Origin of the sequence: Flavobacterium sp. ZT3R18 (genome assembly GCF_007097385.1) — a bacterium.
Lineage (GTDB): Bacteria > Bacteroidota > Bacteroidia > Flavobacteriales > Flavobacteriaceae > Flavobacterium.
Genome location: NZ_VJZS01000004.1, coordinates 269718 through 293813 on the forward strand (window position 1 = coordinate 269718; position 24096 = coordinate 293813).

The 24096-nt window shown below is 35.3% G+C and carries 21 protein-coding genes and 1 pseudogene; 6 read left to right on the forward strand and 16 right to left on the reverse strand.

All coding sequences use genetic code 11. The features are described from left to right. Positions 1-48 precede the first annotated feature (48 nt). The 16 genes from FNW52_RS07060 to FNW52_RS07135 form a co-directional block, all read right to left on the reverse strand. The gene (locus FNW52_RS07060) at positions 49-1173 is read right to left on the reverse strand and encodes an ABC transporter permease (RefSeq protein ID WP_143376758.1); all 1125 of its coding nucleotides are present in this window, start codon (positions 1171-1173) and stop codon (positions 49-51) included. Positions 1174-1241: 68 nt separating this feature from the next. After that, positions 1242-2348: an ABC transporter permease gene (locus FNW52_RS07065; RefSeq protein ID WP_143376759.1), complete on the reverse strand. Its 1107-nt coding sequence runs from the start codon at positions 2346-2348 to the stop codon at positions 1242-1244. A gap of 251 nt (positions 2349-2599) precedes the next feature. Next, on the reverse strand, positions 2600-3340 hold the full coding sequence (locus FNW52_RS07070; protein ID WP_143376760.1) for an ABC transporter ATP-binding protein: 741 nt from the start codon (positions 3338-3340) through the stop codon (positions 2600-2602). 3 nt (positions 3341-3343) lie between these two features. After that, on the reverse strand, positions 3344-4255 hold the full coding sequence (locus tag FNW52_RS07075) for an ABC transporter ATP-binding protein (protein ID WP_143376761.1): 912 nt from the start codon (positions 4253-4255) through the stop codon (positions 3344-3346). 59 nt (positions 4256-4314) lie between these two features. Further along, the gene (locus FNW52_RS07080) at positions 4315-5193 is read right to left on the reverse strand and encodes an HlyD family secretion protein (protein ID WP_143376762.1); all 879 of its coding nucleotides are present in this window, start codon (positions 5191-5193) and stop codon (positions 4315-4317) included. Positions 5194-5246: 53 nt separating this feature from the next. Beyond that, positions 5247-6497 carry a TolC family protein gene (locus FNW52_RS07085; RefSeq protein WP_143376763.1) on the reverse strand — a complete coding sequence of 417 codons (1251 nt, stop codon included), beginning with the start codon at positions 6495-6497 and terminating at the stop codon, positions 5247-5249. Positions 6498-6584: 87 nt separating this feature from the next. Further along, positions 6585-7196 (reverse strand): TetR/AcrR family transcriptional regulator, encoded by a 612-nt coding sequence (locus FNW52_RS07090; protein WP_143376764.1) that lies wholly within the window; start codon positions 7194-7196, stop codon positions 6585-6587. Positions 7197-7459: 263 nt separating this feature from the next. Next, the gene (locus FNW52_RS07095; RefSeq protein ID WP_143376765.1) at positions 7460-7660 is read right to left on the reverse strand and encodes a DUF6132 family protein; all 201 of its coding nucleotides are present in this window, start codon (positions 7658-7660) and stop codon (positions 7460-7462) included. Next, the gene (trxA, locus tag FNW52_RS07100) at positions 7657-7959 is read right to left on the reverse strand and encodes a thioredoxin (protein WP_143376766.1); all 303 of its coding nucleotides are present in this window, start codon (positions 7957-7959) and stop codon (positions 7657-7659) included. The genes FNW52_RS07095 and trxA overlap by 4 nt, the downstream gene beginning before the upstream one ends. Beyond that, the gene (locus FNW52_RS07105) at positions 7956-8159 is read right to left on the reverse strand and encodes a hypothetical protein (protein ID WP_143376767.1); all 204 of its coding nucleotides are present in this window, start codon (positions 8157-8159) and stop codon (positions 7956-7958) included. Before FNW52_RS07105 ends, trxA begins: the two co-directional genes overlap by 4 nt. A gap of 230 nt (positions 8160-8389) precedes the next feature. Further along, on the reverse strand, positions 8390-9241 hold the full coding sequence (locus tag FNW52_RS07110; RefSeq protein WP_143376768.1) for a hypothetical protein: 852 nt from the start codon (positions 9239-9241) through the stop codon (positions 8390-8392). Between the two features lie 279 nt (positions 9242-9520). Then, positions 9521-10360: a methyltransferase domain-containing protein gene (locus FNW52_RS07115; RefSeq protein WP_143376769.1), complete on the reverse strand. Its 840-nt coding sequence runs from the start codon at positions 10358-10360 to the stop codon at positions 9521-9523. 2 nt (positions 10361-10362) lie between these two features. After that, positions 10363-10566: a DUF2892 domain-containing protein gene (locus FNW52_RS07120; RefSeq protein WP_143376770.1), complete on the reverse strand. Its 204-nt coding sequence runs from the start codon at positions 10564-10566 to the stop codon at positions 10363-10365. 217 nt (positions 10567-10783) lie between these two features. After that, on the reverse strand, positions 10784-12196 hold the full coding sequence (locus tag FNW52_RS07125) for a rhodanese-like domain-containing protein (protein ID WP_143376771.1): 1413 nt from the start codon (positions 12194-12196) through the stop codon (positions 10784-10786). A 218-nt stretch (positions 12197-12414) separates the two neighbouring features. Then, on the reverse strand, positions 12415-13203 hold the full coding sequence (locus FNW52_RS07130) for a sulfite exporter TauE/SafE family protein (RefSeq protein WP_143376772.1): 789 nt from the start codon (positions 13201-13203) through the stop codon (positions 12415-12417). Between the two features lie 201 nt (positions 13204-13404). Beyond that, positions 13405-14031 carry a Crp/Fnr family transcriptional regulator gene (locus FNW52_RS07135; protein WP_143376773.1) on the reverse strand — a complete coding sequence of 209 codons (627 nt, stop codon included), beginning with the start codon at positions 14029-14031 and terminating at the stop codon, positions 13405-13407. Positions 14032-14352: 321 nt separating this feature from the next. On the opposite strand from FNW52_RS07135, the gene FNW52_RS07140 reads away from it, so the two are divergent. From FNW52_RS07140 to FNW52_RS07165, 6 genes and pseudogenes are all read left to right on the forward strand, one after another. Continuing rightward, positions 14353-14658 (forward strand): rhodanese-like domain-containing protein, encoded by a 306-nt coding sequence (locus FNW52_RS07140; protein WP_143376774.1) that lies wholly within the window; start codon positions 14353-14355, stop codon positions 14656-14658. A 71-nt stretch (positions 14659-14729) separates the two neighbouring features. Then, the gene (locus FNW52_RS07145) at positions 14730-16310 is read left to right on the forward strand and encodes an NADP-dependent glyceraldehyde-3-phosphate dehydrogenase (RefSeq protein ID WP_143376775.1); all 1581 of its coding nucleotides are present in this window, start codon (positions 14730-14732) and stop codon (positions 16308-16310) included. A gap of 394 nt (positions 16311-16704) precedes the next feature. Continuing rightward, a complete protein-coding gene (locus FNW52_RS07150) occupies positions 16705-17262 on the forward strand; it encodes a hypothetical protein (RefSeq protein WP_143376776.1) in 558 nt (185 codons plus the stop codon). Positions 17263-17650: 388 nt separating this feature from the next. Further along, a complete protein-coding gene (locus tag FNW52_RS07155; protein ID WP_143376777.1) occupies positions 17651-19534 on the forward strand; it encodes a M1 family metallopeptidase in 1884 nt (627 codons plus the stop codon). 831 nt (positions 19535-20365) lie between these two features. Continuing rightward, positions 20366-21496 (forward strand): helix-turn-helix domain-containing protein, encoded by a 1131-nt coding sequence (locus FNW52_RS07160; protein ID WP_143376778.1) that lies wholly within the window; start codon positions 20366-20368, stop codon positions 21494-21496. 366 nt (positions 21497-21862) lie between these two features. Then, positions 21863-24096 (forward strand): annotated as a pseudogene (locus FNW52_RS07165) (hypothetical protein); the annotation flags it as partial.

Consider the following 24096-nt stretch of genomic DNA (forward strand, 5'->3'; position numbering starts at 1 on the left):
CCAAAGTAAAGAGTGCTTTTATTTGTTGACTTTTAAAATTTGAGTTTGCTAATTAACCTTTTTATAACTCCAAACTGCCAGAGCATTCAGTACAAAAGCATAAAAGCAGATAATGATAAATGGCGTTGTTATGTCCGAAAATGAAGCCCCTTTAAGCATGACCATCCTTATGATTTCCACAAAATAACGGATAGGGTTTAATAGGGAAACATTTTGTGCCCATTGAGGCATACTTTCGATGGGGGTAAACAGACCGCTCATCAAAATGAAAATCACCACAAAAAACCAGGCGATAAACATGGCTTGTTGTTGGGTATCGGTGTAATTGGAAATTAACAACCCCATTCCGAGGATTACCAACAAGTAAACCGAAGTAAACAAATAAATCAAACCAATATTACCTAACATGGGGACATTGAAAACCAGTTTGGCAATGATCAACCCGACAGTTAATATGACCAATCCTAACACCCAAAACGGAAATAATTTCCCAATAATAAATTGATGTTTTCTAATAGGTGTCACATTTATTTGTTCCAACGTTCCTATTTCTTTTTCGCGAACAATATTCATGGAAGACAAAAAAAGCGTAAGCATCGTAACCAGCAGCACCAAAATCCCCGGAACCATAAGCGTTTTATAGTTCAGCGTATTGTTGTACCAAAAGGACGGGATAATACTTATGCTTTGTGGTTGTATAAATGTACCATCGTTGTACTGTAACAATTTGGATTTAATATTTTGATTAAAGTTGGCTATAATTTGCAAAATATAAACGTTTTCAATTCCTGCGGCGGCACCATCGATTGCGTTGATGCTTATCGAAAGCGTTGCTTTTTTTTCTTTCATGAGATCCCTTTCAAAATGATTGGGAATTTCGAGAATTACATCCACTTTTCCTTTTTGCATTTGTAGGTCCGCTTCTTTTTTTGAAGGAAAACTTTCAATAACATTGAAGTAATTGGATGCCTGAAATTTATGAATCAGTTCCCTTGAAGCAGCGGAATGGTCGTTGTCTACATAAGAGAATTTGATGTTTTTAACCTCAAAACTGGCGGCATTTGATAGTATCAATAGTTGAACGAGCGGTAAAACAAATATAATCGGAAGCATGGCCTTATTCCTAAAGATTTGCTTGAACTCTTTTTGTATGATGAATAGTATTGTTCTCATTTTTACTTATTGCTATTTTTTATTGCCATTGAAATTGATATTGCCATTAATATTGCTATTGAAATTGATTATTCCAGCCTGATCTTATACTTTTTAATGCTCAATGCTATAAAAAACACCGTCATTCCGATCAAAATCAAGGTTTCTTTCCAAATTATATCGATTGATGCCCCTTTTAGCAATATGGCTTTGATGATGATGATAAACCATTTGGCTGGTATGATGTTACTGATGACTTGCAACGGGTACGGCATGCTGGAAATAGGAAAAATGAATCCCGAAAGAAGGATTACCGGTAGCATCAGTCCCATTAAGGAAATCATCATTGCTGTTTGTTGCGAGTCCGTAATGGTCGAAATTAAGATGCCTAATGACAGCGCTGAAATGATGAACAAAATGCTTTCCAAGGCCAGTAAAATCAAACTTCCTTCAATAGGCATTTTGAACACAAAAAAACCTAAAACAAGGATTACAGTAGCATTAATAACCGACAGAAATATATAGGGAAATACTTTTCCCAGAATGACTTGAAAGGGTTTTATGGGTGAAACCAAAAGGATTTCCATGGTTCCGAGTTCTTTTTCCCGGGTGATGGAAATGGAGGTCATCATGGCCGAAACGAGCATCAGGATAATGGTCATTACCCCAGGAACGAAGGTAAAGACACTTTTCAATTCGGGATTGTAATAGAGTTGTGTTTGGGTTTGTATTTGATACGTCGCCTTGTTCGCCTTATTGATTTCCTGAGTGTGATTTTGCAAAATTGCATTCACATAATTGGTAATCGTGTTGGCTATATTCGGGTCGGTTGCATCTGTAATTACTTGGACTTTTGCTTGTTTTTGGGTTTGCAGATTTTTGATGAATCCCTTTTCAAAAACCAAAACCGCTTTTACTTTTCCTTTTTTGAAAACACTTTCAATTTGGGCCTCATTGGTGATTTCCTGTTCGATGTGAAAATAAGCCGAAGCGCTAATTTTGTTGATTATTTTATGCGTCTCGCTGTCTTTTGATTGGTCTAAAATGGCAATGTTTACATTGTTAATTTCGTTGGTGATGGCAAAACCAAACAATAAAATTTGTGCAATAGGCATTCCGAAAAGGATAAACATGGAGCGTTTGTCACGAAAAATGTGATAAAATTCTTTTTTTACAAATCCGATAAATCTTTTCATTTTGGTGGTTGTTATTATTAGTTCCCATTCGTGCAATCTATAGTGTTACCGCAAATATCAAATTAAAAAAAGTTAACACGAATTTCACGAATTTACACGAATTCGGGATGGTTCATTTTTAAATTTCACGAATTCGTTGTGCGTTGACATTGTTTAAATTTGACAAATAAACTTTAAATCTGTGTAAATTTGTTCAATCTGTGTCATCTGTGTTCTGTTTTAAACCTGCGAATATGAGGTAACTTGGGTTTTTATGGTGTCTCGACATTTCGCGCCAATTTTAAAAACACGTCGTTCATGGAGGCCACCTTATACTGTTGCTTTAAGTTTTTTGGGGTATCCAGGGCCTCAATATTGCCTTCGACCATAATAGAAACCCGGTCGCAATATTCGGCTTCGTCCATATAATGCGTGGTCACAAAAATGGTGGTTCCCTTGTGGGCCTCGGCATAAATCATTTCCCAGAATTGTCTCCTTGTGATGGGGTCAACGCCACCGGTTGGTTCGTCCAGAAACACAATTTTCGGATTGTGCAATAAAGCCACCGAAAACGACAGTTTTTGTTTCCAGCCCAAAGGCAATGCCCCCACCAATTTATCCGCCACTTCCTGAAGCCCCAATTCATTTATTAATTCCGCTGTTTTTTGTTTAATCTGGATTTTGGATAAGCCATAAATCCCGCCAAAAAAAGTGATGTTTTCTTTGATGGTTAAATCGTCATACATCGAGAACTTTTGGCTCATATATCCAATGCTCTTCTTTACCATTTCGGCATTGCTTATTACATCAAAACCAGCCACCAGAGCTTCTCCCGATGTAGGTTTCGAAATTCCGATAAGCATTTTCATGGCCGTTGTTTTTCCGGCGCCATTGGCTCCAAGAAACCCGAAAATCTCCCCTTTGTATACCTCAAAAGAAATGCTGTTGACCGCGGTGAAACTACCAAACTGTTTGTTGAGATTTTTTACCTCTATGATTTTTTCCGTGTTCAAGGTTTAATTATTTAGTGTTGTTAAATCCATGAAAACATCTTCGATTGTTACATTCGAAAGATGAATCTCTATTTCAGCGTGATTTTTCCCTTGAAGATAGTTTTGCAAATCGTTTGCGTCAAAATCGGGATTGGTATCAATATAATGGATGTATTCCCCAAAGGCAAAAACACTGTATTGACTCGGGTAACTTTTTAAATCCTGTAGCAATTGAAAAGTGTTTTTTGCTTGGACATCGTATATGGTTTTATCGTATTTTTTGATGATGTTTTCGGGTGTGTCAATCTTTAGGATCTTCCCTTTTTGAATTAAAGCAATTCGATCGCACAAAGCCGCTTCGTCCATGTAAGGGGTAGAAACCAAGATAGTGATCCCTTTTTGCTGCAATCGCTTGAGCATTTCCCAAAATTCTTTTCTGGAAACCGGATCAACCCCCGTAGTGGGTTCGTCAAGAAACAAGACTTTTGGTTTGTGGATTAAGGCACAGCACAGGGCCAATTTTTGCTTCATTCCGCCCGAAAGTGCCCCAGCTCTTCTTTCTTTGAAAGGTTCAATTTGAATGTATATATCTTTGATTAAATCATAATTCTCCTCAATCGTCGTCCCGAAAATGGTGGCGAAAAAAATCAGGTTTTCCTCCACCGTTAAATCTTGGTACAACGAAAACTTTCCGGGCATATAACCCACTGAATTCCGAATGGATTTGTAATCTTTGACTACATCAAAACCCGCCACGCTCGCCTTACCCTCATTGGCAATCAAAAGCGTGGCCAGTATTCTGAAAAGGGTTGTTTTTCCCGCTCCGTCCGGACCGATCAGCCCGAATAACTCGCCTTCATTGACCTCAAAGGAAACAGTATCTACGGCTTGTAGCTTTTGGAAAGATTTGGAAATATTTTGGACAATTATACTCATATTCAATGGTAATTTCAATGGCAAAATTCAATTTCAATTCATTATTCCCCCTTTGGGGGTTAGGGGGCTATCCACATTTCAGCCGGCATTCCTATTTTCAAACTGCCATCATTTTTCACTTTCACTTTCACGGCATAAACAAGATTCACCCGTTCTTCCTTGGTTTGAATGATTTTTGGCGTAAACTCAGCCGAAGATGAAATCCAAGAAACCGTTCCTTCATAGTATTTCATATCTTTTTCCGCATCAATTTTCACGGAAACCTTTTGCCCCGTTTTTATTTTGGAAAGCTGTGTTTCGCTCACATAAACCCTTAAGGTCATTTCGGAAATATCGGCAATTTTATAGAGCGGTTTTCCAAAAGCGGTAATCTCGTTTGCTTCGGAGTATTTGGCTAGAACCGTTCCTTTTATTGGGTTGATGATTTTACTTTTTTGGATTTGGTCGTCCATCTTTTCTATCTGAACTTCAATCGGTTTTACTTCGTTTACAATCGGCGCATTTTGGGTTTTCACGCTTTTTATTTGCTCTTGCAACACATTTACTTTGCCTTCAATTTCGTCAACTTGGCGTTTGGTGGCTGCATTTTCCGCAAACATATTCTGAATTCTTTTTTGCTCTATCAAAGTGGTTTTCAGCTGTTCCTGCAACACATTGATTTGCGATAAAACATTCTTTGATTTCGAAAAAACAGTCCCTTTTGAAGCCACCAACTGTTGTTTATTGAAATACAATTGAGTGGTATCAATCAAACCCACTTGCGTTTTTGGGGCCAAAACATCGCCTTCTTCGAGTCTCAAAAACTCAATTTTCCCATTGGCTTCAGCCGAAATAGTGACTTCCGTAGCCTCAAAATTGCCGTAACCATCTGCTTTGTTGTCGTTTGTGTTGCACGAAGACAAGCTTAATAGGAGTGCTAGGATAAATATTTTTTTCATTTTGTTTAAAAGTTTAATCGTTTAAAAGTTTAATCGTGTTCCCCCTTCGGGGGTTAGGGGGCTCCTTTTACAACTTGATAGTTTGCTTTGGCCAGTTCCAATTGTATTTCGTGAATTTTTTGGCTGTTTTTGGCTTCGTACAAATTGGTGAATTCAGTCAAATATTCGGAGGTGGTAATCACGCCATTTTTTAATTGTGAGTTGGCTGATTTTTCTACATATTCTCTTAGTGTGATTATATCCATATCGGTGGCGATGTTGGCTTCCGATTTTTGTATTTCAGCATTGATTTCTTGCAGTTGAATGTTGTTGTTGAGTAAGAAAGTTTCTTTTTCGGTAGCGACGATATCGGCAGAAACCGAAAGCGCTTCCTTCTCGGATTTTGATTTGTTCCAATCAAAGACATTCCAATTGGCTTTCAATCCAACCATAAAAATAGGTTCAAACGAATTTTCAACCATATTCAATCCCGGATTTCCATAACCTGCAATTCCAAAGGCGTTTATTTTGGGTAAATTGGTTTTAGTAAGTATGTCTTTTGAGGCTTCGATTTGCTGTTCCTGTAATTCAAAATAATGTATTTCAGGACGGTTTGTAGCCGTATTTGTTGGCGTTGTAATAATAGGTTTGTCTAATACAGTTGTTTCCGGAATAGTGGTGTAGGTTATGGAAGAAAGATTCTCGAATAGTTTTTTCTTGTCGTATTGAATCTCCGAAAGCTGTTGCTTGATTTTAAGATTTTCGGCTTCCAATACTTTTTCGGAGGCGGGTAGAATGGCACCAAATTCAATACCCGATTTGACTTCTTTTATTTTAGAGTCTAATTGTTTTTGTTTGGTCATCAAAAGGTCTTTTCGCTCCTGCAAAAGTAAAATAGAAAAAAACAACTGATTGATTTTGGATTTGAGTTGGTATAGATTAACCTCGACTTGTTGTTGTTGGGTTTTGGTTTGCGCTTCTTTGAGTTTGGTATTGGCATCTATCAAACCGCCATTATAAAGCAATTGATTAACATCCAGTGTAGCTTTGTATTGGTCTTTATTAAGCGGAGTTACAAATGGATTTGGAATTTCGGTTACTTGATTTTGATAGGTTCCTTGTGCATTTAAATCTATTTTAGGAAGTTTACTTTTGTTTAATGCATTTATTTCAAAATTAGACTTTTGTTGTAATAATTCAATCTGTTTAGCGGTTGGATAGTTTTTTTTGACCAATGTATAACAATCCTCCAAGGTCAAATTTTGTTGTGCATTTGAGCTTATTGATATAAGGAAAAGTAATAATATGACTAACTTATTTTTCATATGTAGTTGATATTTGTTTTTTAAAGGAATATGGTATCGCCATTCTTTATTCCAGTTTGTGTTTTGGAATCATGGCGATTTCATATTTTAAATTTTTATGGAGTTAATAATAAATTCTGCCACATCTGTTTTGCGATTTTCCAATATTTTATTGTAGCCCTCTTTGTCCACATTAACAAGAGCCATTAAAAGAGGTTCGCCAATAAATGGAAAGATATTTAATGACATTATATTGATAAATAATTGTTCTGCTTCGATTGGTTTAATAACGCCTTGTTTGATAGCCTTGCTAACTTGTAGTTTGAATTTGTCAATAGAAGGAAAATTTTTTTCTGAACGAAGCGTTTGTACAAACTCTGGATTTTTATTTAATTCCTGAATGACAAAATTTGGTAAATAGGGATGCTTAATTACAAATGAGATGTAATTTTCAGTAAATCTTCTTATTTTTTCAAATAAATCGCTGTCATCATTTAATATCTTATTTAATTGAGGTGCTAATAGTGTAAAAGCACTTTTAAAAACTGCCTCAAATAAAAGTTGTTTGCTTCTATAATAATAATGCAACAATGCTTTGTTTATTTTGGCTTTATCTGCAATTTCCTGCATTCTGGCTCCAGCCATTCCTTTTTGTTGAAAAATCTCCTTTGCCGCATTTAATATTTCGGTTTCAGTATTTTCAGTTTTTATCTTATCCATATTGTTTAATTGTACAGTTTAACCATTTGGTTAGCAAAGATAATTAAAAAAAGTATTTCGGGGTGAAATACTTTGAAAAATTATATTTATTGTTGCCAGATTAAATTTAAAGACAAATTTTATTTTGTGTTATTTTCTCGCTAAGTCGCAAAGACGCAAAGTCTAGCGTTTTTTTTTTTGCGTCTTTGCGTCTTTGCGAGAAATTTTAAAAATCAAGCGTGCTATTCGTTTATCTTTTAAAAGAAATTCAAATGCAGTATAACTTAATTTCTGTTTTTTTCTTCTTTTACAAACATATTAAACAATAATCCGCCAAGTAAACTGCCATAAAGTGTGGAGTTTACCGGTTTTGAAGTTATGGCACAGCTTCCCGTAGCACAGCCCACAAAGTGATAATATAAATAGCCAGAAATGGCACCAATGACAATTCCGATGCTAGTGATAATAATAGCTTTTCTTGTCATGAGTTACTCTTTTCTACGATTATTTTAATTAAATCGGAGGTGCTTAAAACGCCCGATTGTCTCCATAATTGCTTTCCGTTTTGGAAAAGTATCATAGTGGGAACACCGCGAACTTGGTATTGCGAAGCGATTTGTTGGTTCTTGTCCACATCAATTTTGATGATGGAAATACGTTCTCCCAAATTGTCTTTTACTTGTTTCAAAATAGGAGCCAATGTTTGGCAAGGCCCACACCAAGTAGCAAAAAAATCAACCAATACAGGTTTCTCGGATTGAATAATAGTGTTGAATGTACTCATTTTTTGGTGTATTTATTTCTGGGAACGGCGCAACCATTTGGCCCGCAACCCGTATTAAAAATGGCTTGAATAAAGAAAAATAGTCCAAAGGCGATGAAGAACCATTCCTGTGTATAATAGGCCTGCGCGAATAAAAATACTGCAAAAGCAAAACGAAAAATACGCATGATGTGCCAGTTGTTGAATAGTAGGTTTTTCATTTTTTTTTGAGGGTTTAAAAAGTTTAAAATAGATGTTACTATTCAGCCTACACCAAATTAACGTAGGATTTAAAAAAAAAACAGACACGAATTACACAAATTTGCACAAATTGCATTGTGAAATTGTTTTTTTTGTAAAATTAGATTCAATTTTGATCCTGTATTCGTGTTAATTCGTGAAATTCGTGTGAAATTTTTGTTAGGCTGAATAGTAACAAATAGATAAATGTCTATTTTGTTTCCACTATTTGAAATGGTTTGGTCTGAGTAACTGTCATAGTTTTCATGCGGGCAAATCGTTCATCTAAATTGTTTTCAAGTGTCCAATCGTGATGAGTTTCTGCAATCATTGGTTTGTCATCTATTGAAACACCTTGCCATTCAAAATCAACAGATACTTCAATCGTTTGATCTTGATTTTCTTTTACTATAAGGTTTTTTGGAAAATGACCACTCGATTTTATTCTTGTCGGAATAGAACTAGCCCATTCTTGGAATTTTTCTAATGTTTCTATTTTTGGATTTGTACTCATATTGAGTTCAAATTTTTCAGCTAATAGTTCTTCAAATTTAGGAGCATTACTTTCTATAGTTTCCATCAAATACAACCAATAGTGCATGAATGATTTCGCTCGATTATCAGCATAGGCAGCTGTGAATTCTGGGTTTTCAATGACTCCGGTTGGCTGTATCGTTACGGTTTTAAATACTGGTAAATCACTTTCTCTAAGGTTTAGCAAGGTAGAGTAATGAATGGTATAACTATATCTACTGTCGTCAGGGCGTATGTTTTGATAAAGAATATCGGCTTCTAATCTCAAAGTGTTTTCGTCTTCAAGTTGCACCTGAGTGTTTTTTACGTGATGCGCATTTTGCCAACCTTCAAATATTTTGAGTCGGTCTGCTAAACCGTCTTTACCTTTTGTGGTTCCTGCTTGTGAGGAAATTTCAACATCTTCACTTAAAATGTCTAATTGATTATTTATTCGTGCTGTGTTAAATGGCAATTCATACACTTGGTACCAGCGATAGTATTGTGTTAGAGCCAAATGATTGTTTTTAATTTCCTGAAATTTATCCATTTTTTTCTTTTTGTTAGATATGTTAGAATGCTTGCAAGCGAAATTGCAATCTGAATTGTCTCGTGCTTTAGCTCAATGTCATTAAGTTAAGGATTCGTCAGTTCGAGTTGAGTAATAATTTGCGATAGAAAATTTTTACGAAGTATCGAGAACCCTTACGTTAAGGCTTCTCGATACAATTTTGAACATTAAAGCTATCGCATTAATATTCAAAATCACTCGAAGTGACGGTTAAAACGGCTTAACTTAATGACATTGTGCTTTAGCTGGAGGATTTTTTTAGTCCTTATAGCTTTTGTTCAATTTATATTTTGCATCGTAAGCGATTTCTTTTTGCAGCGTTTCTAATGCAATTTCGGTTTTGCTTACCATTAATACTTCGGCAAAATCACTACTCATACTCACGTTTAAAACGCCTTCAATGGCGGTAAATTTTTCGGAAACGCTGTTTTTGCAGCCGCTGCAGGTGATACCTTCAAATGGATATAGATTAACTAGTACCTCGCTGTTTTTTTGGAATTCTATAAACAATTCGGAACCGGCTCTTGGCGTTGCGGAATTTTGACAAATCTCCAGTTTTAGAAAATCGAAAGCTTGTTGAAAAAGCAAATTGTATTCTTCTTGGCTTCCGCCAAAAGGTGGGCCACTTTCGAAAGTTCGATTGAATAATAAGCCAGCAATTTTTCCTTCTTTAACCAAAAGCTGATGCATTTTCCAAACGTATTTTTGACGCATTGTGGGCGGCAAGGCACAAAATAAAGTCTGTTCGATTATTACATCGTACTCGCCTTGATGTTCAAAAAAGTCTCCCAATACAATGTTGATGTTGAGATTGTCTTTGAATTTGGTTTTTAGATTTTCTACCAATGTTGGTGCAATATCAATGACGGTAACATTGGTAAAACCTTGTTCCAAAAGATACTCCGCTTCATACGTATTCCCGCACCCAGGAATTAAAATCCGAGTGTTTTTATTTTCTAAAGTATCGATATAACTTTTTAGAGGTGGAGATACTTCGCCTAGATCCCAACCCGTTGTATTGGCTTGATACTGGTTGTCCCAATAGGTTTGATCCAAAGGTTTCTCGCAGGATATCACGCAGCATTGTAATTCGTCCATACTTATTCTTTTTTATTGGTGCTTATGCCTAAAAGTTTATACAATGGACAAAAACTAATAAAACTGGTCAGTAAAAATATAATGGCAAAAGCCAATAAAACAATGGCTAGCGTACCGGTTATTATATCCGAATAATATAAAATAGCAATGATAATTCCAATTACGGAACGAATCAATTTGTCTGTAGCACCCATGTTTTTTTTCATGATAAAAAGTATTTATTGGTTGATGAATTTGCTAGTTTTTAGTTTTCAGTCGCAGTTTTCAGTTTTCAGTTTCAGTTTTCAGTTTTTCAGTTTTCAGTCCAAAAAAGGTGTTGATTTTAATACTATTTCAAAAACATATAATGAATTGTTGATACTTTGTTTTTTTTGAAATTGCCATTGCCATTGAAATTGCCATTGTCATTGAAATTGCATCTTTCTATTGCATCTTGCTTTGACACACAAAATCGGTTCTAGGAATATCGGTTTTGGCAATGGCGTTAAACCCACCTTCAATTTCGGTAAAATTTCTAAAACCACGGGCTTGCAAAATCGATGCCGCAATCATACTGCGATACCCGCCGGCACAATGCATAAAGAAATGTTTATTTGGGTCGATGTCTTTTATCCATTCGTTGATGTTGGCGAGTGGTTTGCTGAAAGCGTCTTCGATATGTTCGGCACTGTATTCACTCTCTTTGCGAATGTCGATGATTTTGCTTTCGCCAATTTTCACTTCTGTTTTGAATTGGTCTGCGTTGATTCGGTTTACGGTGTCGATTTCTTTGCCGGCTTTTTGCCAAGCCTCAAAACCACCTTCTAAATGTCCCACTAAATTATCAAAACCCACACGACTCAAACGAGTCACAGTTTCTTCTTCTTTTCCAAGTTCGGTAATTAAGACAATGGGTTGTTTTACATTGGCAATTAAAGCGCCAACCCAAGGGGCAAAATCGCCATTAATACCAATGTTTATAGATTGTGGAATGTAGCCTTTGCTGAAATCGCCATTATTTCGGGTATCTAAAATCAAGGCACCCGTTTCTTCAGCCAAAGTTTCAAATTCAGCCACAGATAAAGAGTGCAGGCCATGCTGCAATACGTGTTGAAAACTGTCGTACCCTTTTTTATTCATGGCTACATTCATTCCAAAATAGGCTGGGGGAGGGAGTAGTCCATCGGTCACTTCGGTAATGAATTCGGCTTCGGTCATATTGGCTCTCAAAGCATAATTGGTCGCTTTTTGATTCCCAATGGTCGACACGGTTTCTTTGCTCATGTTCTTTCCGCAGGCACTACCGGCACCGTGGGCGGGATATACAATTACGTCATCTGCCAGAGGCATTACTTTGTCTCTTAACGAATGAAACAACAATCCTGCTAATTGATCTTGGGTCATCGATGCTGCTTTTTGAGCGAGATCAGGTCTTCCCACATCGCCTATAAACAAGGTGTCTCCAGAGAAAATAGCATGGTCTTTTCCGTTTTCGTCTATTAGCAAATACGTAGAACTTTCCATGGTATGACCAGGAGTGTGCAGTACTTTTATTTTGATATTTCCTATTTCAAAGATTTGGTTGTCTAGAGCAATGGTCGCTTCAAATTCGGGTTTTGCTGTTGGACCATAAACGATCGTTGCGCCAGTTTCTCTACTTAAATCGAGATGTCCGGAAACAAAATCGGCATGAAAATGGGTTTCAAAAATATATTTCAGTTGGACTCCATCGCGCTCGATTCTGTCCAGATAGGGTTGTGTTTCTCTAAGCGGATCTATTATAGCCGCTTCTCCATTGGAAGTGATATAATAAGCACCCTGTGCCAGACATCCCGTATATATTTGTTCTATTTGCATGGTGTTTTAATTTTAATGTGGTACAAAGTTAATTCCGTTTTTTGAGATTAAAAGTGATAATTGTTACTTTAACGAAAGTTTAGTTAGTTTTTTACTGTGATAATTCTGACAATTAGTAATTAGTTAATAGTGATTGGCCTTTGGTTGTACAAATTTCAATAACATTCATCTTATGATTTAAGATTCTTAGCTAATCACTAACGGCTATTCACTAATCACTAAATAGCGCAAAATTCCTTAATAATGATATAGATTCCCATGACCAAAACAAACCATCCAAAAATGGGCTTGATTTTGTTTCCGTCCATTCTTTTCGAGAGTTGTGTGCCAATTAGCATTCCTATAAAAGCGATACTCGAAATGCCTAATAAAAAAGGATAATCTATAGGAGTTCCAATATATAAATCGCCCATAAAACCAATGGAGGAATTAATAAAAATAATCAATAATGAAGTCCCTACAGCTTGTTTCATGGGTAGATTGGCAAAAAACAACAAGGCTGGAATAATTAAAAATCCACCGCCAGCACCCAGAAAACCGGTTACAATCCCAACGACAGCGCCTATAAATGCTAATTGCAAATAATTGACACCGGTTGAGTGTATATGAGAATTGGTTTTTCGAATCATAGAAAAAGAAGCAGCCATCATCAAGACTGCAAAAATAATCATGATCAGAAAATTTTTGGTCACTTGAAAATCGTTTACGGTAAAAATCACATTGGGAATCTTTAGAAAAATCACTTCTCGGATAATTAATATCGAAAATACGGAAGGAACGGCAAAATACAATGCTGATTTAATTTTGAGATTTCCCATTTTATAATGACTGAAACATCCCGATAAAGCGGTAATTCCAACGATGAATAAAGAATAACTAGTGGCTAGTTTTGGGTCTATTTTGAATAAATAAACCAAAATGGGAATGGTTAAAATAGATCCACCACCACCTATTAATCCTAAAGAAAGTCCTATTATGACAGAAGCCAAATAACCGAAGTATTCCATATGTTTTTTTATTTACTGCAAAGATGAGAAGACTGTTTTTTGTTTACAGTAACTTTTGTCACACTGTGTTCAGTTTAGAGTTTAGATTTAGAAAATAGAAAATAGAGTAAAGAAAAAGAAAATAGAATTTTAACGATTTTGTACTTTTCACTGCGACTGAAAACTGAAAACTGAAAACTGCGACTGAAAACTACTAATAATCTACATCAAAATTTCAATCTGGTTGCGGTGTAAAACGACCAAACCTCTTTGTTCCATTTTTTTGAGTAGTCTAGAGATGACTTCTCGGGAGGTGTTTAAATCCGATCCAATTTCTTGATGGGAAAGTTTGAGTTCCTTGCAGCCACAAGCTTCAACTTGCCGTTTTAGATAAAATTCCAAGCGTTCATCCATAGCTCTAAAAGCAATGCTGTCAATAACTTCTAGAACTTCTTCAAAGCGGTTTCGGTAAGTGCCAATTACAAATTCATACCAACTTCTATGTTGCATCATCCATTTGTCCATTAAGGATAAAGGAATCATAACCACTTCGGCGTCCTCAATGACTTTTGCCATAATTTGGCTTTTTTCGTTCTTGGTCGCACATACCATAGATAATGCACATGCTTGTCCGGGTTGTAAGTAGTACATGAAAAATTCGCCACCATCAATATCTTCCCGATAGACTTTGATGGTTCCCTTGGTAATCAGAACTGTATTTTTGATGTACTGCCCGGTGCGCATGATAACTTCGCCTGAACTAAAGTTTTTGATGACTTCGTTTGTTTTTATGTCTTGAATCAATTCGTTCGAAAAGGAAGGGAATATTTTTTTTAACTGCTCTGGCATTTTGAATTTATTTTGAAATGGGTTGAAGTATCCGTACTGTAAAAGTACTAAAAAGGAGGTAACTATTCAGCCCATTGCTGATCTAAAGCTAGAGGTAATTCAAAGTTTTGTGCCATTCCTGAATTGCTTAAAACTCAAATTATTAAAAATCGAATTTGCGAAGTAAAAAACAGCACTATTTTATGGTTTAATTAGATAAAAATGCTATATGCTGCATATTAGTACTTTACGAAATCGTTTTCTACGATTTATTGGGTAATTCACAGTAAAGAGGTCGATTGTTTGAGGAAAACCTCGTATTTTTACAAAAAAATATTTATTATGAATTTATCACAAGACGAATGGGTTTCTCAATTTGAAGCCGATGAAAATGCAGTAATACTAGATGTAAGAACCGAAGACGAATGCGATCAAGGCATAATAGAAGGTTCTATTAACATTGATATTCATAAGGGTCAGGAGTTTATTGATGCTATTGAAGCATTAGATAAAAGTAAAAATTATTATGTCTATTGCCGTTCTGGAGTGAGAAGCGCAAAAGCCTGCGAAATCATGAACGAGTTAGGTATAGCACACGCTTATAATTTACTGGGTGGAATCATAGAATGGAATGGCGATATAGTCTAGCTGTATAACTAAAAAAGAGGCATAAGCCTCTTTTTTTAATTTAAATATAATAACCAAAAATAACCAAAAGAATGAATGCAATACCACAAGAATTCCAAATCACAACGCCACTTGTACAAGATACGTATTTAGTAAATGGCGAATTAAAAAAATGGACAGGAAAAACGACAGAAGTTTATTCTACAATTTCTTCAACCGTGGAATATAAACCAACATTATTGGGGTCTATTCCGTTTATGGGAGAAGCAGAAGCCTTAGAAGTGGCAGAATCAGCACAAAATGCATTTAATAACGGACAAGGTTTATGGCCAACCATGAAAGTGGTCGATCGTATTAAATGTATGGAAAATTTTGTTGCTCAAATGAAAACGACCCGTACCGAAGTAGTTAAACTTTTGATGTGGGAAATAGGAAAAACCCTGGGCGACTCCGAAAAAGAATTTGATAGAACTGTAGAGTATATTAATGATACTATAGAAAGCTATAAAGAATTAAACAGCCAAAGTGCTCATTTTTCTAAAGTACAAGGGATAAATGCCATGGTGCGTAGAGGACCTCTTGGGGTTGTATTGTGTCTTGGCCCCTACAATTATCCACTAAACGAAACGTTTACGTTGCTTATTCCTGCATTAATCATGGGAAATCCAGTAATCTTTAAACCGGCTAAACACGGTGTTTTATTGATTTCTCCTTTGTTGGAAGCTTTTAGAAGTAGTTTTCCAAAAGGAGTAATCAGCATTGTTTATGGAAGAGGACGTGAAATCGCTTCGCCAATAATGCGTTCTGGAAAAGTAGATATTCTGGCTTTGATAGGAAACAGTAAATCGGCTATTGCTTTGCAGGACCAGCATCCAAACAAAAATAGATTGCGTTTGGTGTTAGGGCTAGAAGCCAAAAACCCAGCGATAATATTACCAGATGCCGATTTGGATTTGGCTATTCAAGAATGTATTGCAGGAACTTTATCTTTTAATGGACAACGTTGTACCGCTCTGAAAATTTTATACGTACACGAATCTATTGCTGAAGAATTCAATAAACGTTTTGCTACCAAAGTTGATTCGTTGGCATTTGGAAACCCTTGGGATAAAGAGGTTTCTTTAACGCCATTGCCCGAAACCGAAAAACCAGCTTATATTCAGGAATTAATCGATGATGCAACCAGCAAAGGAGCCAGAGTAATCAATGCAAAGGGAGGCGAGCACTCGGATAATTTTATATTCCCTGCAGTTTTGTTTCCTATAAATAAAGAAATGCGAGTGTATCATGAAGAGCAATTTGGACCAGTGGTGCCCATTTTGACTTTCAAAGACATTCAAGAACCGTTAAACGATATGGCCGAATCGAATTACGGACAACAAGTGAGTTTGTTTGGCAAAAACATCAAAACCATTGCGCCGCTTATTGATACTTTGGTGAATTTGGTTTGTAGAGTAAACCTGAATAGTTCTTGCCAAAGAGGACCGGATGTTTTTCCATTTACAGGAAGAAAAGATTCTGCTTTTGGTACTTTGAGTATTCATGATGCCCTGCGTTCTTTTTCGATACGAACTTTTGTAGCTTCCAAAGACAATGCCTATAACAATGAAATTTTGCAGGAATTGTTGAATAGCGCAGCATCAAATTTTATCAATACCGATTATATATTGTAATATCGTTTTATGCGATTTTATAACCGTCTTATTTCTAGGAATGAGACGGTTATTTTTGTTTTATGTTTAATTGTAGTCTAAAACTTGTTTTTATTATCTTTAAAATGTATTTTGTCGATAAAAAATGCATTTTGTCTGTTTTATTGAATTTATGTTGTACTTTTAAGATGTTAAATTAGAATGTATTATATCTTAATTTAATAATTGAGTAGATAGTCTATTTGTTTTAATTTCAGTTAGTTAAAGAGTGTTTTTTGTGTATTTGAAGTAAGTGATCAGTAGTGTTTAATAAGGGCTGCAAAATACTATTAATACTTATTTTTATTATAGGTCAACAGGACAATAATGAAATTAATAAAAAGATAGAATTCTTTAAAAATAAATAACATTACAGATGAAAAATAATGTACCAATCCTATTAATTGTAGTTGGATTAATTGTTTCTGTATACTTTTCTTCTAAAGAGAATGCAGAATCTATCAATAATTTAAGGTTTAATACTGCCACTACATCAATTGTTAAAACCAAGTATTATGTAAATCTGGATAGTATATTGTATATTTATAAAGCAATAGACAATAAAGAAGAAGCATCCGCTTTTCTGGATAAACTAGAAAAGTATACTAACGCATTAAACAAAAAATACCAGGCTTCCGAAAACCATAAAAAAGCACTTGCTTTTGAAAAGAAAAATATTCAGTTTATGAAAAGCAAAGCAGGAAGTATTAAGAAATTACATCCTGAATGGAGCAAAGAAGATTGTGTAAAACTGGCTAATAACTTTATATGGAAAGGAATGCATATTGATATGGTGAAATTCAGCAAAGGCAATCCTGATGATGTTACTATATCTAATCAAGGATTTTCAAGCTTATACGAATACATCTGGAAGGACGAAGGTGTTTCTCATTTTTATACAGGAAAAGAGAGTCTTGTTGTTGACTATGATTAGTTATTTTTGGGTGTGGTATTGTTGTTAGTTGATTATGAATTGTTTACATTTGTAGGGTTAGGTATTAACTTTCCAAAAATAATAATATCAAAAAGAAAATAAAAATAGCTGCCAAAAAGATGCACGAACATTTACATCGTGAACCTTATTATGTGCATCCCAAACTAAAATTTATTCCCAATATAGTAGTTAATCTCATTAGCTTTAGTATTGCTTTTGCTTTAATTGCAGCTATTTTGTATCTATTGATTCGGTTTCTCTTAAAGGCGTTTTATCATTTATAATTTGCATTTGTCTTTTTGTTTTTTTATAAAAAAGAGCGGTTTTTTTGTTACAAAAGAGAAGTTTTTGAGACTTATGAAAGGAATCACAATCTTAAGAATCAAAAATGAAAAAACAAATTCCATTGAAACTGTTCGTTTTAGTACTTGTTTTATGTACACAAAGTACTTTTGCCCAAGAGCTCTACATGCCAAGAAACATCAAGGAAGCTTACGCAAGAGAAACCCGTTCTATGGATGGTAAACCCGGTAAAAAGTATTGGCAAAATCACGGTACCTACACTATGGATATTACTGTAAACGCAACTACAAAAATAGTGAGTGGAACAGAAACCATTGTGTATAAAAATAATAGCAATGACACTTTGAGAAATATGGTGATCCGTTTTGTGAATAATTTGCATAAGCCCTCTTCGCCAAGAGGAGGTGGTGTAAGTGAGGACTTTTTATCAAATGGATTGACCATTACATCTTTAAAAATAAATGGAGAAGTTTACAAAGAAGATGCCAGAAAATGGGAGACTGTTGGTAATGTAAAAATGAAAACTCCCATGCTTCCAAAAACCAAAGCAACCCTCGAAATTGAATGGAATTACCCATTGTCTAAAGAAAGTGGAAGAGAAGGGCAAATAGACGAAACTACTTTTTATATTGCCTATAGCTATCCTAGAGTATCCGTTTTTGATGATTACAATAAATGGGACAGGTTACCTCATACCGATCGTCAAGAATTTTATAATGATTTTAATGACTATACTTATACGGTCAAAGCTCCCAAGAATTATGTGGTTTATGGAACTGGGGATTTATTAAATCCCGATGAGGTTTTACAGCCTGAATTTGCCGCTCGTTTAAAAAAATCATATACCACAGATGAGGTAATACGCATTGCCAATGAACAAGAATTGAAAGAGGGGCGTGTGACGCAACAAAAAGAATGGAATAGCTGGAAATTTCAAGCCAGTAACATTACCGATGTTTGTTTTGCATTGAGCAATCATTATTTGTGGGATGCCGGAAGTGTCGTTGTAGATACAAAAACCAACCGTCGTACCAGTACGCAAGCCGCCTATGACATAAAGGGAACCGATTTTTTAAACTCAGTTAAGAATAATAATTATGCATTAGCTTGGTTTTCTAATAATTGGCCAGGGATTCCTTATCCGTACTCCAAGATGACTGCTTTCCAGGGATTTGCAGATATGGAGTATCCTATGATGGTTAATGATTCTCAAATGGGAGACGCCGTTTTTGCTCAATTGGTGCAGGATCATGAAATAGCACATACTTATTTTCCATTTTATATGGGGATAAATGAAACCCGATATGCATTTATGGATGAAGGTTGGGCAACTACCCTTGAATATTTGATAGGAATAGCCGAGCATGGTAAAGAAGCAGCTGATAAGTTTTACAAGGAATTTAGAGTAGATCATTATATTAATGACCCATCGACCGAAGAGGATCAGCCTATAATTTCTATGTCTACACAGGTTTCGGATGCGGGTTATGGCAATAATTCCTATGGTAAAGCTTCTCTTTCGTATCTCGCCCTGAAAGATATGCTTGGAGATGATCAATTCAAAAAATCATTGCATTTTTATATGGATACATGGAACGGGAAACATCCAATTCCTTGGGACTTTTTTAACTGTATGAATACCAGTTCAGGGAAAAAATTAAATTGGTTTTTTAATAATTGGTTTTTTACCAATAATCACATTGATATTGCAATTGAAAAAGTAGAAGATTTAAATTCAAAAAATACAATTTGGATTAAAAATGTTGGTGGTTTTGCGATTCCTTTTGACGCCGTTATTGTGTACAATGATGATTCAAAAGAGATTTTACATCAAACTCCAACCCTTTGGGAAACCAATCAAATAAATGCAGTAATTACCTTGAAATCTAATAAAAAAATAAAATCGGTAACTCTTGATAATGGTATTTATATGGATGCAACTCCATTAAATAATGTATGGAAAAAATAGTAAAGTTAGATTTTAACCATATAAGAAATATAAGGTCATTTAAGCTAGGGTCTAAAAAAGCAATAACTTATATGTTCTTACTATTTCTTACAGGGTTAACCTTTTCATTCCGAAGCTTAAGGAGTAGCTGTATATTTTATATCTGTTTAAAAGGAATGTAAGTTAAAAATGCTGTTATTTGTGGAATTAAGCGATTTACATTAAGCATAAAAGGAATATCACAATAAGTATAAACCGTTATTACTTACAAAACTAAGTGCTAACGGTTTTTTTTATGGAGTAAATAGGGTTAAAGGCGAGCATCTAATACCGCTATTGATGTCTTGATGTTTTTGAAAGAAGTATAGTATTTATTTAAAATAAATGATTTGGTTGTCAGTGAGTTAGTTGTAAGTGTTTGTGTGTTTTCTTGCGTAGTTGTCCTAGGTGTTTGGGTTTCTTAAAAAACGCTAATTGTCGATGATTGTGCATTTTGTCGGTTAAAAAAGCTTTTAATCGGTTTTTAATAGGTAAATAATTCTTAATTCTTAATTTTACAATTGTAAATTTTGAATCTTATTGGTTTATATTGTAGGTAAGAATCACTATGGAAATTTTAATTATTGGAAGGTATTCTACTTTAAAAAAATCTTAAAGTGGTCAAATAGAGATAATTTTTATTATATCAATGGCGTAGTATTTGTATTGTTTTTTTGTAGGATTTATAAAAGAGAAAGCTTTAAAGTTAAGCTCATTGACTAAGCCGAAATGTATAAAACCAATTGTATTTAGAGCGTTTTCAATAAAGGAATTTCGACTCTTGATTAACATAAATAATTTGTTTTTTTAAGTATGACCATAGATAATTGGCCTAAACATATTCAAAAATATCTTTTTCTTCTTAAGGATGGTTTTTTTGAATTCCCTTATTTATTCAATTCTCCACAAGTAATGTTGGATAGTATAATAAGATTGCCAATTACCGATCATATACCTTCAAAACAGAGTATTTATTTAAATACTCCTCTTTATGAAGCAACGATGCACTATCGCAAAATTGAAGAAGGTTTTTGGCTTTTGGCTACCGAAATGGATGTTCGGGAAAACATAATCGCTAAGTCAGGTTATGATAAAAATGAATCCAGTGAATATTATCTATTGACATTTTCTGTTTTTGAATATAAATTTCCATTCAAAGATTCGGAGGATGTTAAACTCATTAGCACTTGTTGGACATTCAGTAAACCAGAAACCGAAGTGGCGACCTATTTCTATAAAGGTACCACGGGTAAATTTTTTAGTTTTGCTATCAATAAAGAATGGGCAAATAGTAATCTTACCTCCAAAAAATTCCCTCAAAAGAAAGCTATTAAAAAGTTTTTGAATGGTGAAAAAGGGTCTTATACGTGGTTAGACATCGCACCAAAAGCGCATGATTTGGCTCGAAAAATCACTAAAACTTTGAAGACTGAAAATGTAGAGGAATTTGATACAGTTCGTTTTAAGAAAGACTGTATGAAATTGATTGTCGAATTTTTTGATAATTCTTTTAACGACAGTCGTATTTTAGATAATGTTTCGTTAAGTAATTTAGATTACTATAATGTTGCCAAGGCTGAGAAAATGATTTTGCATAATTTACATCTTCCTTTTGTTGGTATTAAATGTATTGCAAAGGATGTAAATACGTCCCCCACAAAATTAAAATCAGATTTCAAAGAATGCTTTGGGTTTTCTATGTTGCAATACCACAAAGAAAAAAACATGCTACTGGCTATGCAGTTAATTCAAAATTCGGATATTCATATTCAGATTGTTGCGACTGTAACTGGTTATGATTGTGCGGGTAGATTTGCTTCTAGTTTTAAAAAACGCTTTGGTAAACTACCATCCGAAGTACGTTTTTTATTTACTTCAAATGTTTTTTTTCTATTTTATTTAACGTTTAATCGCTTTTTTAGTGATTTTTCATTACTTTTTTAAGGCTCTTTTTCTGAAACAACAAAAAATATAAGTATTTGTTTTTAAATTACTTATGTGGTTGTTTAAACTGTTTTAGGGGGTTTCTTTTTTTTAGAAAACAGAGCGAATTTAACATTTTGTAAATATGTCCGAATTGACTATTTCCTCCGTTTTTTTGCCTTTACTTTTGACATTGGAAATAAAAAATGCACGATGTAAAAATAAAACGTCGTAGCAAGCATGGTTATTTTCAGCTTCTTTAGTTTAATGCCACATTTTGTGTGACAATTTTGAGTTAAGAAGTAAGGCTTTTTGAGCCTGCTTAAAAGATTAAATATAGTACCAAGTTAATATTTGTTTTTCAATTTTTATAATAGTTTCTAATTTATGGTAAATTTTACTTTCTTGAATTTTTTTAGAATTAAAAAAGATGCTTGCTGGCGAATGTTGTTGGTTGCTATCTTTTTGATGTTTGGCCTGAGCGGGTTTGCACAGACAAATATCGGTGGAGTGGTCAATACTTATTTTGAGGTTATTGGGATTACTCAGCCTCTTGCTCCTGCCTGTAGTACAACTACAGTTCATACCATTACGGTTGGTAGTACAACTGGACTTGCGGTTGGTGATAAAGTCCTCATTATTCAGATGAAGGGGGCAGATATTAATACAGCGAATTCAAATGCTGGGGGGGCAATAACAGCTATAAATAACGCTGGTAATTATGAGTTTTTCGAAATTAAAAGTATTTCGGGGAATATTATAACGCCTAAATATCCTCTGATTAAAAACTATACTTTAACAGGATTGATTCAAATAGTTAAAATTCCTAAATACACAGGAACGGTTAATGTTACTTCTGTTTTGACTGCTAATGAGTGGAGTGATGCTACTAAAACAGGTGGTGTATTGGCAATCTATGCTGATAAATTGAATTTTAATGCCAATATTGATGTGGCAGGTAAAGGTTTTGAAGGGATTCAAATGTTGACTAATGGAACTGTAGATAACTGTAGTGACACTCCAAATTCTCTATTTACTTTGGGGTCTACAGATGCTAGATCCTTTACTAAAGGAGATGGTATTGTAGTTGACGCAGCTGGAAGTTCAAGAGGGCGAGCTCCGCGTGCAAATGGTGGTGGAGCAGGTATTGCTGGAGATTCTGGTGGTGGAGGTGGTTCCAATTATGGAGCTGGTGGAGAAGGTGGTAAACGTTGGTGTGATGTTGATGGTGCAAATGCAGGAGGTATTGGAGGGAAACCTTTAAGTAGTTTTTTCTCTCAAGATAAAGTATTTCTTGGTGGAGCTGGTGGAACAGGTTACGTGACTACAGGGAATCCTTCTTCTGCCGCAGATGGGGGTGGTATAGTAATTATTTTTGCTAATGAAATTATAGGTAATGGATACTCAATTATAGCCAACGGTTTTTCACCTACACAAGTTATTGTTTCAGGTAGCCCTGACGGTGGTGGTGGTGGTGGCGCAGGGGGTACTGTTGTGCTAAAATCCCCTAAATTTACAGGAAATCTTACAGTTAATGTCAAAGGTGGTGATGGACAAGATTTAGGTACAACTATTCAACACGGACCCGGTGGTGGTGGTGGTGGTGGTGCTTTGCTTTATTCGCTGGCTTCATTACCTGCAAATGTTACTTTTAGTGCAACTGGAGGTATTGGTGGCCAGCATACGAATGCAACTAGGAATGGCTCTCAAGATGGATTAGTAGGAGGGAATGTTTCCTTATATATTCCTGTAGAGAACCCGAACTATGGCGGAAATATAGATAGCGATACAGTAAGTGTCGAATGTGATTTGGATGATGATAATGATGGTATTTTGGATACGGTTGAAAATGGTGTTTTGCCTGATCCATTTGCTTTTACAGGGGGTTCGAAAATACCGAATTATTTTAATCCACTTGTGTCAGGTTTCCTTGACACTAATGCTGACGGAATAGATGATAGATATGACGCTGACAAAGATGGAATTCTGAATCAGTTTGATATCGATTCCGATAATGATGGATGTAATGACGTTATCGAAGCAGGATTTATTGATGGCGATGCTAATGGTACTTTAGGTTCTTTGCCAGATACTGTTGAAACTACAGCAACTGGTAATGGAATGGGGACCATTACAAACGATGGTGGTTACACTGGAACAAATATTAGTGTTATTACGTATAATGCTTCTGCATTTGGAGGAACTGTTTTAGCTGCTCAAATAATTTGTTCTGGAACTTCACCGGTGGGTTTGACTTTGTCTGGAAATACTGGCTCGGTTGTGAAATGGCAAAAGTCCAGTGACCTTGCCTTTACTGCTCCAATTGATATTGCAGGAACAGCAACTACACTAACTGGTGCAACTATTGGTAATCTAACAGCAAATACTTATTTCAGGGCGGTTGTTCAAAGTAATGCTTGTTCAAGTGCTTTTTCTGTTCCGGTTTTGATTACGGTAAATGCCTTGCCTGATGCAAGTTTAGTATTGGGAGGAACAGGTTCTATTTGTTCAGGAACAGGAACCAACATTACCGTTGGAGCTTCGGTAAGCGGTATCAACTACCAATTGCGAAATGGGACAACCAATGTTGGATCAGCCGTTGCAGGAACAGGGGGATCAAT